Here is a 13642-nt window from a genome sequence, read left to right as displayed (position 1 = left end):
ACCCACGCGCTAGATCATCGGCCCCTGACGCGTCCGTCAGGGTTCGATCCAGACCCGGTCGCGGCCGGCCGCCTTCGCGGCGTAGAGCGCGGCGTCGGCGGAGGCCATCAGCTCGGTCGGGGTCGGCGCGTGCTCGAGGCTGGCCGCGACCCCCACGCTGACCGTGATCGGGTGCTCCCACTCCCGCGCCCGGGTGCGCACGCGGTCGCACAGGTCCCGGGCCCGCTCGGCGGCCTCCTGTGGGACGCAGTCCACGAGCAGCGCCGCGAACTCCTCGCCGCCGATCCGGCCGACCACGTCGGTGGCCCGGAACGTGCTGCTGAGCAGACCGCTGAGCAGGCGCAGCGTCTCGTCCCCGGCGGGATGGCCCCAGGTGTCGTTGACGGTCTTGAAGTGGTCGATGTCCACCAGCAGCAGCGCCGAGGGCGGACCGCCGCGCAGCCGCCGGGCGTGCTCGCGGGCCAGCGCCTCGTCGAAGCCCCGACGGTTGATCAGGCCGGTCAGCGGGTCGGTCCGGGCGAGCCGGGCCAGCGTCTCGCGCAGCCGCAGCGACTGGTTCTGCACCCGCACCACCATGCCGCACACCACGGCCAGCGACGCCGCGGTCTCGATCCACAGCACCAGGCCGTCCACGCCGCGGCTGAGCGAGGCCAGCACGGCGAAGACCACCCCGGCCACGCCCGCGGTGATCCAGGCGACGCGGGCCGAGAGCACCGCCGCGGCGTAGGTCACCGGCCAGGTCAGCAGCAGCGGGCTGAGCGCGTCCGCGGCCTGGTTGGGCGAGGTGGGCAGGCAGATCAGGACGGCGGCGACGGAGGGGATGGAGTTGGCCAGCCAGAGCGGCAGCCGCCGCGGGGTGCGCAACAGGAACAGGCCGAACGCAGCCACCAGCGGGCACAGTACGTAGTTGGCGATCCGGGTGGCCGGCGGGTAGGGTTCGCCGCGCAGGTCGAACAGCCCGGTGATCAGCAGGACCAGCACCGCGGCGGCGATCATCAGCCCGCCGGCGACCTTCTTGATCGCCCACTGGCGGGATTCGGCCAGCTCCGAGTCGGACGCGGCCCCCAGCGCCATGCTCCGCCTCGATCCCGTGCTCGAACGCTTCCCTTCCCGCGAGCCGCCCTCGAGCTCTGCGAGCAGGTGCGACAGCCGACCACCTCAAGTCTCGGCGACCGGGCCGCTCCCCCGCCTTCGCTTGAACCCGACCGGTGGCGGATGATCACTCGACTGGGCGCACCCGGGCGTCCGTCCGCGGGTCCGGCGGAGGGGTGTGATCCGAGCTCATCCACGTGCTTTCATAGGCGGGTGACTGATGAGAGTGTTGCGATATCGGCGCCCGAGTACTACGCCAAACGCGTGCGCTACTACCTCGCCGAGCGCGGTATGGACGAGCAGGTCGTCTCCGTGGTGCCGATGTACCCGGCCGGGCAGACACGGGCCCAGTTCGCCAAGGACATGGGCGGGCTGCTCGGCACCGTGGCCGGGAGCGGATCGAACGAGGGCATGATGATCGGCCACAACGTCGGACGGATGGTGGGCGCGCAGGCGAACCGGCTGCAGGGCGGGGGCGTGGTCCAGTCCTCGATCAAGTTCCCGAAGCGCTGCCATCTGGTCATGACCGACACACGGCTGCTCGTCTTCAGCTTGTACCGGCTGGGATTGTTCACGGCCAAGCCGAAGAAGGACGCCGCGGTGGACGTCCCGCTGGCGGAGATCGTGTGGGTCTCGGAGCCGACGACGGCCTCGGGCGGCTACACCAAGCTGCTGCGGCTGGACGTCTGCGTGCGCGACCGCGGTTTCCTGCACATGGAGATCCCGCTTCCGTCGTTCGGGCCCACCCGCGGGGTGGCGTTCGCCGCCGAGCTTCACCGGCGGGTCGGGCTGCTCGACGCCCCCGGCCGATTGAATTAGATGCAGTGCGGCCCCGGCCGGCGCACGGCTGCCCGGGGCCGACGCGTCATCGCCCGGCGAGTTCCTCGATGACCGGCGCGAGGGCGTCGAGATCGTCGACGAGGAACGAGCTGATACCGAAACGCTCGCGCAGCTCGATGAACTTGTGCCGCAGGTCGTCGAGTGTGCCGATGAACATGTGCGGCGAGTCGAGGATCTGCTCCACCGTCAGTTCGACGCCGGTACGCTTGCGCAGCCGCTCGGCCCGGCGCGCGGCCTCGGCCCGCGGCTCGCCGGTGATCGTTATCGGGCCGCCGTTGGGATAGGTGTTCAGTTCGATCTCGTCGAAGCGGTCGCCGGCGGCTTCGCGGATCCAGCCGATCTTCTCCTCGGTGGCCTCCGCGGTCAGGCTCCAGGCGTCGGTGCGCTGCGCCCCGTCGATCGGCTTGATCCGCGGCGCCAGGCCGATGATCTGAGCCTCGCGTGCGGCGAGGGTCAGCGTGCGCTTGCCGCCGCCGCCGAGGAAGATCGGCGGGTGCGGACGCTGGGCCGGCTTGGGCAGGCCGTCGTGCCCGGAGATGGTGTAGTACTCGCCCTTGTAGTCGAAGGCGCCTTCGGCGAAGCAGCCCTTGATCACGGCGATCGCCTCGGTCAGCCGCTTGATCCGCTCGCCGGTCGACTCGAACGGGATCCCGACGGCGTCGTGCTCCGGCTTGTTCCATCCCGCGCCGAGGCCTATATCGAGCCGCCCGCCGGAGAGCACGTCGATGGTGGCGAGTTCCTGGGCGAGCACGGCGGGGTGGCGCAGGCAGATGTTCAGGACGAACGGGCTCACGCGCATGGTCTCGGTGATGGCGGCGACCGTGGCGAGCAACGGCAGTGTGGCGGGCTGGTCGAGCAGATGGTCGGGCAGGACGAAGGTGTCACAGCCGACCGCCTCGGCTTTGCGGACCTGCGCGGTGAGGCCGGCAAGGTCGAGGCGGCGGTTGTCGTCACTCTCTTCGATGGTCGCGAGGAAGCGGAAGGGGCGCATGGGGCCCATCATGCCCGCGCGCCGCGTCGTCCGCGACGGTGTTTATTGCTGCTCCGGCGCGTGGCCGCACTCCCATCGTGCACGCATATAAGAGTTGATCCGCACATAAGGGACCGGAGACGCGCGAGCGTACTCGACCGGAGTCGCACGCGCGCGACTCCCCGGTAGGAACTGGCCCAGATCCCTCAGGCCTCACACATACCTCTCGGACACGGACGGTGGTCACGTCACGTCACCGTCCCACAGCGCAGAGATCGGCCTCAGGGCTTTCGCCGGAATGCTCACCAATCGGACTCATGGGACTTATCGGGCTAACCGGGCGGACCGGCTCGGCGTTTCCGGGGTGTGGGCCATAAGGTAGGCGGGTGCCGAATGCAGCCACCCAGATCGCGGCGGAGCCCACACCCGCCGCCCGCAAGCGCCGCGGACTGCGCGCCAAGCTCGCCCTTCCGATCGTGCTGGCCGCGGTCATGGTGAGCGCCGCGTGCGGTTCCTCGTCGCCCTCCGCCACCGCGACCCCCACGTCCACCGCGATGCCGACCGTCACCGGCAGCATCGGCCAGGCGGCCGACATCACCGTGCCGAAGGGGGCCGCGCCGCCGAACCAGTTCCAGACTAAGGTGCTGGTCCAGGGCACCGGCAAGGCCCTGGCGAGCGATGATCTGGCGGTGGTCAACTACACCGTCTTCAACTGGTCGCAGAACAAGAAGCTGGGCGACACCTACGCCTCCGCGAACCAGGCCGTGACCGAGCCGCAGAGCGTGCAGCTCGGCTCGAGCACCGCGCTGCCCGCCTTCACCAAGGCTCTGACCGGCGTGAAGACCGGAAGCCGGATCGAGGTGGTGGCCCCGCCGGCCGACGCCTTCGGCAGCCAGGGCAACACCCAGGCCGGGGTCAACCCGACCGACGTGCTCATCTTCGTGCTCGACGTGGTGGCCGGCTACCCGGCGAACGCGCAGATCACCGGCACCATGGCCGCGCAGACGGACGCCTCGCTGCCCAAGGTGACCGGCGAGCCGGGCTCGGGCAACCCGACGGTGAAGATCCCGAGCGGGGTGAAGCCGCCGACCGGCCTGGTCTCCAAGGTGTTGATCCAGGGCCAGGGCAAGACCGTCGCCAAGGGCCAGACCCTGCTGATCCAGTACACCGGCGTGGACTGGAACACCGGCAAGAACTTCGACTCCTCCTTCTCCCGCAAGACCCTGTTCAGTACCGCGATCGGCGAGGGCACGGTCATCCCGGGCTGGGACCAGGGCCTGGTCGGCAAGCACGTCGGCGACCGGGTGCTGCTGGTCATCCCGCCGTCGCTCGGCTACGGCCCGGAGGGCGGCTCGTCCCAGGCCGGCATCGGCAAGGACGACACGCTGGTCTTCGTGGTCGACATCGTCGCGGCGCTCTAGTCCGCGTCTCTCTCCGTCGGCACCGGCCGGCGTCCGCCCCCGGAATCGGGGCGCGGGCGCCGGCCGGTTCGTCTGCTGCCGGCGCCGCTCGGTGCGAATCAGAAGGCGAAGGTCGACGCAACGAGCGCAATGATGATAGAAGTCGCTGTGGCTACTTCTCTGAACTCCTCAACCGACCCCACCACTCCCCCGGATGCCGCGGACTCGGGTACCTGGCGGTTCGGCGACCGCACGGTGAACCGTCTCGGCTTCGGCGCTATGCGTTTGACCGGCACCGCCGCTTTCCACGGCGGGACTCCCCGCGACCGCGCCAACTCGATCGCGGTCGTGCGACGTGCCGTCGAGCTCGGCGTGAACCACATCGACACCGCCGCGTTCTACTTCTCGGCGCTGCGCTCGGCCAACGAGATCCTCAACGCCGCGCTCGCGCCGTTCGGTGACGAGGTGCTGGTCGCCACCAAGGTCGGCCCACGGCGTGAACGCGACGGGGGCTGGGCCGACGCGGCGCGGCCGGATCAGCTGCGGGAAGACGTCGAGGAGAACCTGCGTCAGCTCGGCCGGGATCACCTCGACCTGGTGTACCTGCGCAACATGCGGTGGGAGTCGATCGCCGAGCACTTCGGCGCCTTGGCCGAGCTGCGGGACGCCGGACTGGTCCGGCAGCTCGGGGTCTCGGAGGTGACGCCAGCTCAGCTCGCCGAGGCGCGGGCCATCGCACCGGTGGCGTCGGTGCAGAACCGCTTCGGCCTCGGGCAGCGCGACGCCGCCGAGCTGCTGCGAGCCTGCGGGCAGGCGGGGATCGCGTTCGTGCCTTTCTTCGCGATCGCCGGGGCCCGGGCGTCCCGGGCCGGGTCGGACGACGCGGGTGCGCAGGAGGACGAGGCGGTCCTGACGATCGCGAAGGCCCACGGCGTGACGCCGCAGCAGGTCCGGCTGGCCTGGACCCTCGCCCAGGGGCCGCACGTCCTGGCTATCCCGGGCACCGGCGATGCGGCGCATCTGGAGGCGAACGTCGCGGCGGGCGGCATCCGGCTGACGCCGGAGGATCTGGCCCTGCTGGAGTCAGTGCTCTGACGCGTCGAGGGGTCGCCCGAGTGGGCGAGCGGCCTCGCGGCCGGGGGCGGCGGGCGGTTCGATGGAGGCATGAGCAAGCAGCCGGGGCCCGATCATCACCGGAACATCGTTCTGCGCGGAGGTCCGTTCGACGGCAGAACCCTCTCCGGCGACGCCTCGCAACCGCTTGCCGTCAACGAGGGCCGCGGCCCCTACTTCATCTACCGGCCGACCGACCAGATCGACGCGGAGTACCGCACGCTCGCCGTGTTCGTGATCGACCACATGGAGCCGATCTGAGCCGGTCGGCCCGTCACGGCCGCAGGCGGGCGTACGCGAGCAGCGCCGCCGCCGCGAGGGCGATCGCCGCGACCAGCACGCTGGGGCGGGTGCCGAACGCCTGCGCGGCGAAGCCGACGCTGATCACCGGGATCGTCAGGCCGACGTAGGCCGAGGAGAAATACGCGGAGCCGACCTGCCCGCGCTGGTCGGGGGCGGCGACGGACAGGGCGGTGTCGAGGCTGCCGAGGAAGACCACACCGACGGCGCCGCCGGCCGCGACCGTGCCGACCAGGAACGTGGCGAACGAGACGGCATAGAGCCCGGCCACGATCAGCGCGAGCGCGACCGGGAGGGCGAGCAGGCCGGACCGCACCGCCGTTCCGCGCTCCACCCGGCGGCACAGCACCTGCGCCACCACGGCCGCCGCGAACAGCAGGAACACGACCGTGCCGACCACGGCCGGGCGGTGCTCGTGCAGGGTCTGGCCGAGGAACGTGGGGATCACCGAGGTGAACAGCCCCAGCAGGGCGAAGCTGATCAGGCCGGCGAGGGCGGCGGCCCAGAAGGTCCAGCGGCTGTGCGACGGGACGGCGATCTGCGGGCGCCGCACCCAGGTCGGCTTGGGCTTGGCCGTGACCGTGTCCGGCGGGATCAGCGCGAGCGCGGCGCACACGAGCAGCACCAGGTGCACCTCGAACGGCACCATGGTCGGATGGCCCGGGATGAGCTCGGCCAGCACGCCCGCGAGCAGCGGGCCGCAGCCGAGGCCGAACAGGTTGACGGCCCCTGGCACGACCGCGGCAGCCTCCGGGTGATCGCGCCCGGCCAGTTCCCGTAGCGACGCGGTGGCCGCGGCGGTCGTCAGGCCGGCGGCGAGACCGGAGACGAAGCGGGCCACGAGCAGGACGGTGATCGAGTCCGCCGCCGCGAATCCGATCGACGCGGCGAACGAGAGCACCAGCGCGACGGCGAGCACCGGCCGGCGGCCGGCTTCGTCAGAGGCCTGACCCGCGGTGAGCAGGGCCACCAGTACGCCGAACGCGTAGGTGGCGAACACGACCGTGGTGATGGCGGAGCCGAACGTGTACTCCCGCTGCCAGAAGACGTAGAGCGGCGTCGGCAGGGTCGTGCCGATCATGATCACCACGAACAGCGCGCTGATCGCCGCGAACGCGCCCATCCGGCCGCCGGAGCGGTCGGACGCGGCGTCCGCGGCGTCGGATGTGCCCTCGGCGTGGGCGTCGGCGTGGGCGGCGCGGGGGGCCGGACCGCCGCGCCGCCCGTCGGAACCCGTCGGTCCGCTCAGCGGCCCCGGTTCTCCATGGCCATCATCCACGCCTGCTTCTCCAAGTCGTCGATCAAGACGTGCAGCAGATCGGCGGTGGACGGATCCTCGCCGTCCACCTCGTCGTGCACCGCGCGGGCGGTGGCCACGGCGTGCTGGATCTGGTCCGTCATCAGGTCTACCACTTCGTGGGTGGACTTCTCCCCCGGCGGGAACTCGGGCAGGGTCGCGCTCTGGGCGACCGTCTTGAGCCGGCCGTCGGCCACCGCGTGCAGCGCCCGCATCCGCTCCGCGATGGTGTCGCTGTGCTCGCGCGCACTCGCGGTGATCTCGTCGAGCTGCAGGTGGATGTCGCGGAAGTTCGGGCCCACCAGGTTCCAGTGGGCCTGCTTGGCGGTCATGTGCAGGCTGATCAGGTCCACCAGCACCCGCTGCAGGCAGCCGGCCAGCGCGGTGGACGCGGTGAAGCCCTGGTAGGTCTCCGTGGCGCCGCGGGCACCACCGTTTCGACTCGACATGTTCTGCTGACCTCTCTCGGCGACGGGCCTTACCCTCCATTGTTCGAACACCGCCCGGGGCGCTGGGAAGTCGGCGCGCCTGTTCGAGTGACGCCGCCGGGCGGTCCGCGCCGGATGCTCTGCGCCCGGCGCGATGTGATGCGAAGTCATAGGTGAGAACTGGAGAATCGGACCGGCCTGCGGCCGGCGAGCGCTTGATTTCCCGAGCGGCTCAGAGCCGACGCCAGCGGGCTTCGCAGAACGAGTAGCAGCCGAACGCGGCCAGCCCGACGGCCATGACGATCAGCACGACGGGACCGGCGGGGGCGGCTGCGAACGCGCGCAAGGTGCCGTCCACGCCGCGGGCTCGGTGCGGGTCGAAGGTGATGGCGGCGTCGAGCAGGAAGACGCCCGCGGCCGCGCCGATCACGCCGCGGGCCACGTTGCCCGCCACGCCCACGGCGAGCACCCCGCGCCGGGTGCGGACGGACATGGCGGCGGTGTCGAGGTTCTTCGCGAACTTCCGCCGGATGCCGCGCACGATCAGCACCCCTCCGGCGACGATGAAGCCGATGCCCACCGCGCCGACCAGCAGGCGCCCGCCGGAGTGCCGCATCGCGTCGGTGGTGAAGTCGGTGGAGACCTTGTTGGTCGAGCCGCTCGAGTGCCCGGTCACGGTGAACCGGGCCGTGGTGTACGCGGCGACGACGTAGAGCAGGGCTTTGCCGCCCGAGGCCAGCCGGGAGCCGGCGCTCTGCTTCCCGGGCACGTCCGGGCGCACGGCCATGACCGCGCGCCACAGGGCCATGCCGGCGAAGCCGACGATGAGGAACCAGAGCACGACGAAGCCGAAAGCCTTGCCCGCGACCAGTTCCAGCGCTCCTGTGCGGTCGGCCTCCGACGTGCGGTGGTCCAGCGCGATCATCAGCGTGATCCAGCCGATGAGCAGGTAGACGATCCCGCGTGCGGTGAAGCCGATCCGTCCGAGGGTGTCGACCGCGTTCGTGTGGTTCGCGCGCGCTCGGCCCGCGTTGATCCGCGAGCGCGACGTCCAGCGTGATCCGACGCTCATGTCCTGTTCCACACCTTCCTACGCGTGCTGCCGGGATGTCCGCGTGCCCGAGGCGGTTGCGGGTAAACGGATCCGACCCTGCCCGGTTCGCTTTCGAGGAAGGCAGCACATGGATACGCATCTGCCACTGCACCGGCACTATCGGCGTCTGAGCGGCTTCGACACGCGCGCTATGCGTCTCGTCGCCGATCGGCCCTCGCGCGTCGGAGACTCGGTCCTGCCGGCACTGGGCCGGGCCGCCGACCACGGTGTGCTGTGGTTCGCCGTGGCCGCCGGACTCGGTCTGGCGCACAGCCGGACGGCCCGGCGGGCGGCGTTGCGCGGGCTGGCGGCGCAGGCCACGGCCAGCGCGGCGGCGAACCTGGCCGGCAAGTCGCTGGTGCGCCGGGCCCGGCCGGAGCTCGACCTGACGCCGTTGATCAGACGTCTGCGCCGCCCGCCGACGAGTTCCTCGTTCCCCTCCGGGCACACCGCCTCGGCCGCGGCGTTCGCCACCGGCGTGGCGCTGGAGCAGCCGCGGCTGGCCCTGCCGGTGGCGGCGCTGGCCGTCGGGGTGGGTCTGTCCCGCGTGGTCACCGGCGTGCACTACCCCTCCGACGTGGTGGCCGGGGCGGCGATCGGCGTGGCCTCGGGTCTGGCCACCACCCGCTGGTGGCCGACCGCGTCGCCCATCCCGGCCGGCGCTCCGGACGCCGCCCGCGAGGTCGACGGATGCCCGACCGGCGAGGGCGTGATCATCGTCGTCAACACCGCGGCCCGCAGCGCCGATGAGGCCCTGGCCGAGCGGCTGCGCCAAGCCTTGCCGGACGCCGAAGTGATCAGCGCCGCCGACGGGGCCGAGACGGCGAAGGCGCTGGCCGACGCTGCGGAGCGCGCGCACGTTCTAGGCGTGGCGGGCGGTGACGGCACGGTCAACACCGCCGCGCGCCTGGCCGTCGATCGCGGCATCCCGCTGCTGGTTTTGCCCTCGGGCACGTTCGACCACTTCGCCCGCGACCTCGGTGTGGAAGGCGTCGACGACGCCCTGCGCGCACTTCGCGAGGGCCAGGCTGTGGAGGTGGACGCCGGCCTGGTCAACGACGACGTGTTCATGAACACCTTCAGCATCGGCGCCTACGTCGACCTGGTGCACGGCCGGGAGCAGCACGAGGCCCGGCTGGGCAAGTGGCCCGCCACCATGCTCGGCGCGATCGGCGTGCTGCGACGCGGCGGCGCCATCACCGTGCACGCGAACGGCGAACGGCGCCGAATATGGCTGCTGTTCGCCGGGAACTGCCGCTACGAGCCGGCCGGCCTCGCGCCGTCCTACCGGCCCCGGCTCGCCGACGGCGACCTGGACGTGCGCATCGTCGACGCCGATCAACCGCTGGCCCGGCTGCGCCTGATCGCCGCGTTGGCGACGGGCACGCTGGCGACGTGTCCGGTGTATCAGTACCTCTCCGTATCGTCGCTCACGCTCGAGTCCGCGGACGGGCAGCCGCTGGACTACAGCGTCGACGGGGAGGCCTGCACCGGGACACCGCGGCTTTCGTTGCGCAAGCTCACCGGCCGACTCGTCGTCTACCGGCCCGCCGCCGTCTGACGGCGCGCCCCCTGGAGAGATCATGGATCCCGTGAAGGCCTCGCGCACCTCCGGCAGCCTCAGCCCGCGGCTCGCCCTCGTCCTGCTCGTCGCTCTGCCGATGGCGCTGCTCGTCGGGCTGCTGGTCCTCGCGGTCGAGGCGTCCTGGGCGCCGCTGCGGAACGTGGACCGGTACGTCGCCAACACCCTGCACACCCAGGCCCTCGGCCATCCCGCGCTGGTCCACGCGATGGTGCTGGTGTCTGACATCGGCTCACCGACGGTCATGCGGATCGCCGCGACCCTGCTCGCGGTGGTGCTCTTCCTGCGCGGCGCGCGCCGGCTGGCGCTGTGGACCGCCGCGACCATGATCAGCGGGGCGGCGATCGACGAGGTGCTCAAGGTCGCCGTCGACCGGGCCCGCCCGGTCTTCGTCCAGCCGGTGGCGAGCGCGCCCGGCCCCTCGTTCCCCTCCGGCCACGCCTTCACCGCCACGCTCGGCGCCGGCGTCTTCCTGCTCGTCCTGCTCCCGCTGCTGCCCCGCCGCACCCGCCTGGCCGCCTGGCTGCCGGCCGCGCTGATCCCGCTCGCGGTCGGCTACAGCCGGATCGCCCTCGGCGTGCACTGGACCAGCGACGTCCTCGGCGGCTGGCTGCTCGGCGTCGGCTTGCTCACCGGCACCACCGCTGCCTTCGAGACCTGGCGCCGCGAACACGCGCTGCCGCGGGTCCATCCCGTCCTCGAGGGCGTGGCGCCGGAGGAGAGCGGACGCGCCGCGCACCCCGTTCGATCAGGCCCCGAAGACGCATGATCCGTCGCCGGGCGGTCACCTGTGGCCATGCCCCATTCGCCTCGGGAGATGAACGCACGAAGGCTGCTCGTCACCTTCGCCTGCTGCGTGGCCGGCCTGTCCGCGGGGATGATCCTGCTCGGCCTGCTGTGCACCGGAATCCTGGCGCACAGCGCCCCGCTGACCGGGGAGGACCACGTCGACGTGTTCTTCGCAGCGCACCGCGTTCCCTGGGCGAACACCGTCACCGACCTGCTGTGCCTCCTGGCCGGCACGTACGGAGCGGCGGTGGTCGCCCTCGCCATGGTGATCTGGGCACGGTGGCACTACAAAAGCGGAGCCGAGCCGCTGTGCATCGCCTTCGCAATCCTGTTGGAACTGAGCACTTTCTTGATTACCACTGCTATCGTGCATCGCTCGCGCCCGGCCGTCGCCGAACTCGACGCCTCACCACCGACATCGAGTTTTCCCTCGGGCCACACCGCCGCGGCAGTGGCGCTTTACGGCATCCTGGCTTTGATCGTCTACCGGCACAGCGGTCGCAGAATCCCGTGGCTGCTGCTGTTGATTCCGGCCGCAGTCGGCGTCGCGCGCCTGTATCGCGGCATGCACCATCCGTCGGACGTCGTCGCCGGCGCGATACTCGGAGCCCTCGCCGTCTGGGCCGCCCAGCACTTCGTCCTCCGCGCCCATCAGAGCCCTGAGCCGGTGGCCACCGCGTCTCCGGAACTCGCGCGTCCGGCGGGCAGGGCCGCACGGTGAGCACTGCCGCGAAGGTCCCGGAGACACGCGACATGACCGGCGAAGACCTCTCCGCCGAGGACGCCTGGACCACGCTGCGGCGCGGCGGCATCAGACAGCTGCTGCGCGATGCGTTCCTGCGCTTCCGTTACGCCGACGGGTTCAGCCACGCCCGGGCGCTCGCGTTCCAGATCTGCCTCGCCGTCCTTCCGATGATCATCGCCCTGTTCGGGCTCTCCACCACGCTGCACCACGAGGCGCCCGGGCAGGTCCTGGCCGACGTGCTCGACCGGCTCACCCCCGGCGCCGGCCAGCCGGTTGTCCGCCAGGCGCTCGCCAACGCCCAGGCCGACGCGCAGGCCGGCGGTCCGGCGCTCTGGCTCGGCCTCGCCTTCGCGCTCGTCTCCACCGCCACCGCGATGGGCCAGATCGAACGCGGCGCCAACCGGATCTACGGCGTCGAGCGCGACCGGCCCTTCCCCCGGAAGTACGGAACCGCGCTGCTGCTCACCGTCACCGCCGGCGCGCCGATGGCCGTCGGCATGACCGTCACGGTCGCGGGCGGCGCCGTCGGCGACGCGCTGACCGAGGTCTACCACTGGCCGCACGCCGCCCACCTCGCCTGGGTGATCGCCCGCTGGCCCGCGGGCGGCGCGCTGGCCCTGCTCTCGCTCAGCTTCGTCTTCCGGCGTTCGCCGCGACGCCACCAGCCGACGCTCGGCTGGCTCGCCTTCGGGGCCTGCGTCGCACTGGCCCTCTGGCTCGCCCTGACCGGACTGCTCGCCTGGTACGCCCGCGGCAGCGCCACCTTCAGCGCCACCTATGGCCCGCTGACCGCGATCATGGCCCTGATGGTGTGGGCCGACCTCACCGCCATCGCGCTCTTCTACGGCCTTTCCACCGCCGCCCAACTCGAAGCGACCCGCAGCGCCCAGCCCCGGCCGACCCTGCCGGACCCGGGCGTTTAACGCGAGTGATGATCGGCTGGGTGCTCCTGGGGCGTGGTGGCTTGTCGGGTCGGGGTGGTGGTCGTAGTTCGGGCGGCCGCTTCGCGTCGCCTGGTTCGTCTGACCACCCGCCCACACGTTGCGTTGGCGGAGCGGGCTGCGGTTTCAAGACGAAAATCGCCTCTGGCAGGCCCTCCCTCGGAGAGAGTGCCGGGGTCTGTGGGGTGCTGGCGTTGGCGGGGCGGGCTGTTGTTCGGGGTGGTCGGGTTACGGGTGTGCGCTCTCTCCTCGGTCGGTCCCCGGAGGCAATCAGGAACCTGCCGGGAGCTCAAGCGGCGGTGGCTGTGGCTGGTGCTTGATTCTGCATGGCGCCGCTTGACCTCCCGGCAGAACCCTGATCGGGCTTCGCCTGCCCGACCGAGGAGAGAGCCCACCCCCTGGGGAGTGGTGCGAGCTGCGCTCGGGCCCGGGTCCCGTCCTGTGGCCCGGTCGCGCCCGATCCGGAAGAATCCTGCACCGCCGTTCTGAGCTGCTCTTTCTCTCTACTACTTCAACTCCGGGGAACGCGTCCGAGTGCCCGGAAATCTCCGGTATTTTGACTTTTCTAGCAATAGACGGATGCGCGGTTTTTGTCGGTGGTGGCGTCTAGCATGGAAGCGTACGAAGGTTGTCGGGACTTGTGACGGAAGGGGGGGTGGATGGGGTGGCTGGGCAGATGGCGTCGGGGGCATGGCCGAAAGCGGTGCAGGAATTCCCCTCGGCGTGCGACAGGGCCAGGCGACCCGAGCACCGACGCCTTCACACGGGTCGAGGATCGGGATGCTCGGATCAGGGGCGATGCAGAATCCTTCCGCACCGAGCGCGGTCGGGCCACGGGCCGGGACTCGGCCCGAGCACAGCTCGCACCACTCCCCCAGGGGGTGGGCTCTCTCCTCGGTCGGGCAGGCGAAGCCCGATCAGGGTCCTGCCGGGAGGGTGAACCCGATCTGCCGCACGGCACGGAATCCGCCCGCGCCGCCGCCGGTCCCGTCGACCGCGCCACCCTGGTGCGCGGCCTGGTCCGCGAGGCCAGGCCGAAGCAGTGGATCAAG

General features: G+C 71.5%; 13 protein-coding genes. 8 read left to right on the top strand and 5 right to left on the bottom strand.

The genetic code is table 11. From position 1 onward, the window contains the following. Window positions 1–36 precede the first annotated feature (36 nt). The gene (locus ACTRO_RS42515) at window positions 37–1074 is read right to left on the bottom strand and encodes a GGDEF domain-containing protein (RefSeq protein WP_051450108.1); all 1038 of its coding nucleotides are present in this window, start codon (window positions 1072–1074) and stop codon (window positions 37–39) included. A gap of 231 nt (window positions 1075–1305) precedes the next feature. Between ACTRO_RS42515 and ACTRO_RS01050 the strand changes: the two genes are divergently transcribed. Continuing rightward, entirely contained in the window at window positions 1306–1911 is a 606-nt protein-coding gene (locus ACTRO_RS01050; protein ID WP_157435627.1) for a hypothetical protein, read from the top strand. A 46-nt stretch (window positions 1912–1957) separates the two neighbouring features. On the opposite strand, the gene ACTRO_RS01045 is transcribed toward ACTRO_RS01050, so the two are convergent. Continuing rightward, entirely contained in the window at window positions 1958–2923 is a 966-nt protein-coding gene (locus ACTRO_RS01045) for a TIGR03621 family F420-dependent LLM class oxidoreductase (RefSeq protein ID WP_051450107.1), read from the bottom strand. Window positions 2924–3288: 365 nt separating this feature from the next. Between ACTRO_RS01045 and ACTRO_RS01040 the strand changes: the two genes are divergently transcribed. The 3 genes from ACTRO_RS01040 (at window position 3289) to ACTRO_RS01030 (ending at window position 5676) form a co-directional block, all read left to right on the top strand. Then, a complete protein-coding gene (locus ACTRO_RS01040; RefSeq protein ID WP_051450106.1) occupies window positions 3289–4323 on the top strand; it encodes an FKBP-type peptidyl-prolyl cis-trans isomerase in 1035 nt (344 codons plus the stop codon). A 147-nt stretch (window positions 4324–4470) separates the two neighbouring features. Then, window positions 4471–5397, top strand: a complete 927-nt coding sequence (locus tag ACTRO_RS01035; protein WP_245594268.1) for an aldo/keto reductase — start codon at window positions 4471–4473, stop codon at window positions 5395–5397. A gap of 69 nt (window positions 5398–5466) precedes the next feature. Next, window positions 5467–5676: a hypothetical protein gene (locus tag ACTRO_RS01030; RefSeq protein WP_034260522.1), complete on the top strand. Its 210-nt coding sequence runs from the start codon at window positions 5467–5469 to the stop codon at window positions 5674–5676. Between the two features lie 13 nt (window positions 5677–5689). Here ACTRO_RS01030 and ACTRO_RS01025 read toward each other — a convergent pair whose 3' ends face one another. The 3 genes from ACTRO_RS01025 to ACTRO_RS01015 all read right to left on the bottom strand — a co-directional run bounded on the left by ACTRO_RS01025 (window position 5690) and on the right by ACTRO_RS01015 (window position 8512). Then, on the bottom strand, window positions 5690–6994 hold the full coding sequence (locus ACTRO_RS01025; protein ID WP_084315866.1) for an MFS transporter: 1305 nt from the start codon (window positions 6992–6994) through the stop codon (window positions 5690–5692). After that, on the bottom strand, window positions 6961–7461 hold the full coding sequence (locus ACTRO_RS01020; RefSeq protein ID WP_034260520.1) for a Dps family protein: 501 nt from the start codon (window positions 7459–7461) through the stop codon (window positions 6961–6963). Before ACTRO_RS01020 ends, ACTRO_RS01025 begins: the two co-directional genes overlap by 34 nt. A 211-nt stretch (window positions 7462–7672) precedes the next feature. Continuing rightward, complete coding sequence (locus tag ACTRO_RS01015; RefSeq protein WP_034260518.1) at window positions 7673–8512, bottom strand: DUF1206 domain-containing protein; 840 nt, start codon at window positions 8510–8512, stop codon at window positions 7673–7675. A gap of 109 nt (window positions 8513–8621) precedes the next feature. On the opposite strand from ACTRO_RS01015, the gene ACTRO_RS01010 reads away from it, so the two are divergent. From ACTRO_RS01010 to ACTRO_RS00995, 4 genes are read left to right on the top strand one after another with little or no spacing between them, the layout of a single operon-like run. Further along, window positions 8622–10094, top strand: coding sequence for a bifunctional phosphatase PAP2/diacylglycerol kinase family protein (locus tag ACTRO_RS01010; protein WP_034260516.1), 1473 nt, complete (start codon window positions 8622–8624; stop codon window positions 10092–10094). 22 nt (window positions 10095–10116) lie between these two features. Next, window positions 10117–10884 (top strand): phosphatase PAP2 family protein, encoded by a 768-nt coding sequence (locus ACTRO_RS01005; RefSeq protein ID WP_051450105.1) that lies wholly within the window; start codon window positions 10117–10119, stop codon window positions 10882–10884. 48 nt (window positions 10885–10932) lie between these two features. After that, window positions 10933–11625, top strand: a complete 693-nt coding sequence (locus ACTRO_RS01000) for a phosphatase PAP2 family protein (RefSeq protein WP_063628183.1) — start codon at window positions 10933–10935, stop codon at window positions 11623–11625. 32 nt (window positions 11626–11657) lie between these two features. Then, window positions 11658–12572 carry a YihY/virulence factor BrkB family protein gene (locus ACTRO_RS00995; RefSeq protein ID WP_211244031.1) on the top strand — a complete coding sequence of 305 codons (915 nt, stop codon included), beginning with the start codon at window positions 11658–11660 and terminating at the stop codon, window positions 12570–12572. Window positions 12573–13642: the final 1070 nt, after the last annotated feature.

The sequence above is a fragment of the Actinospica robiniae DSM 44927 genome (assembly GCF_000504285.1).
Taxonomy (GTDB): domain Bacteria; phylum Actinomycetota; class Actinomycetes; order Streptomycetales; family Catenulisporaceae; genus Actinospica; species Actinospica robiniae.
Note: the sequence above shows the minus strand (reverse complement) of the source record. Positions and strands in the feature narration are given on the sequence as shown.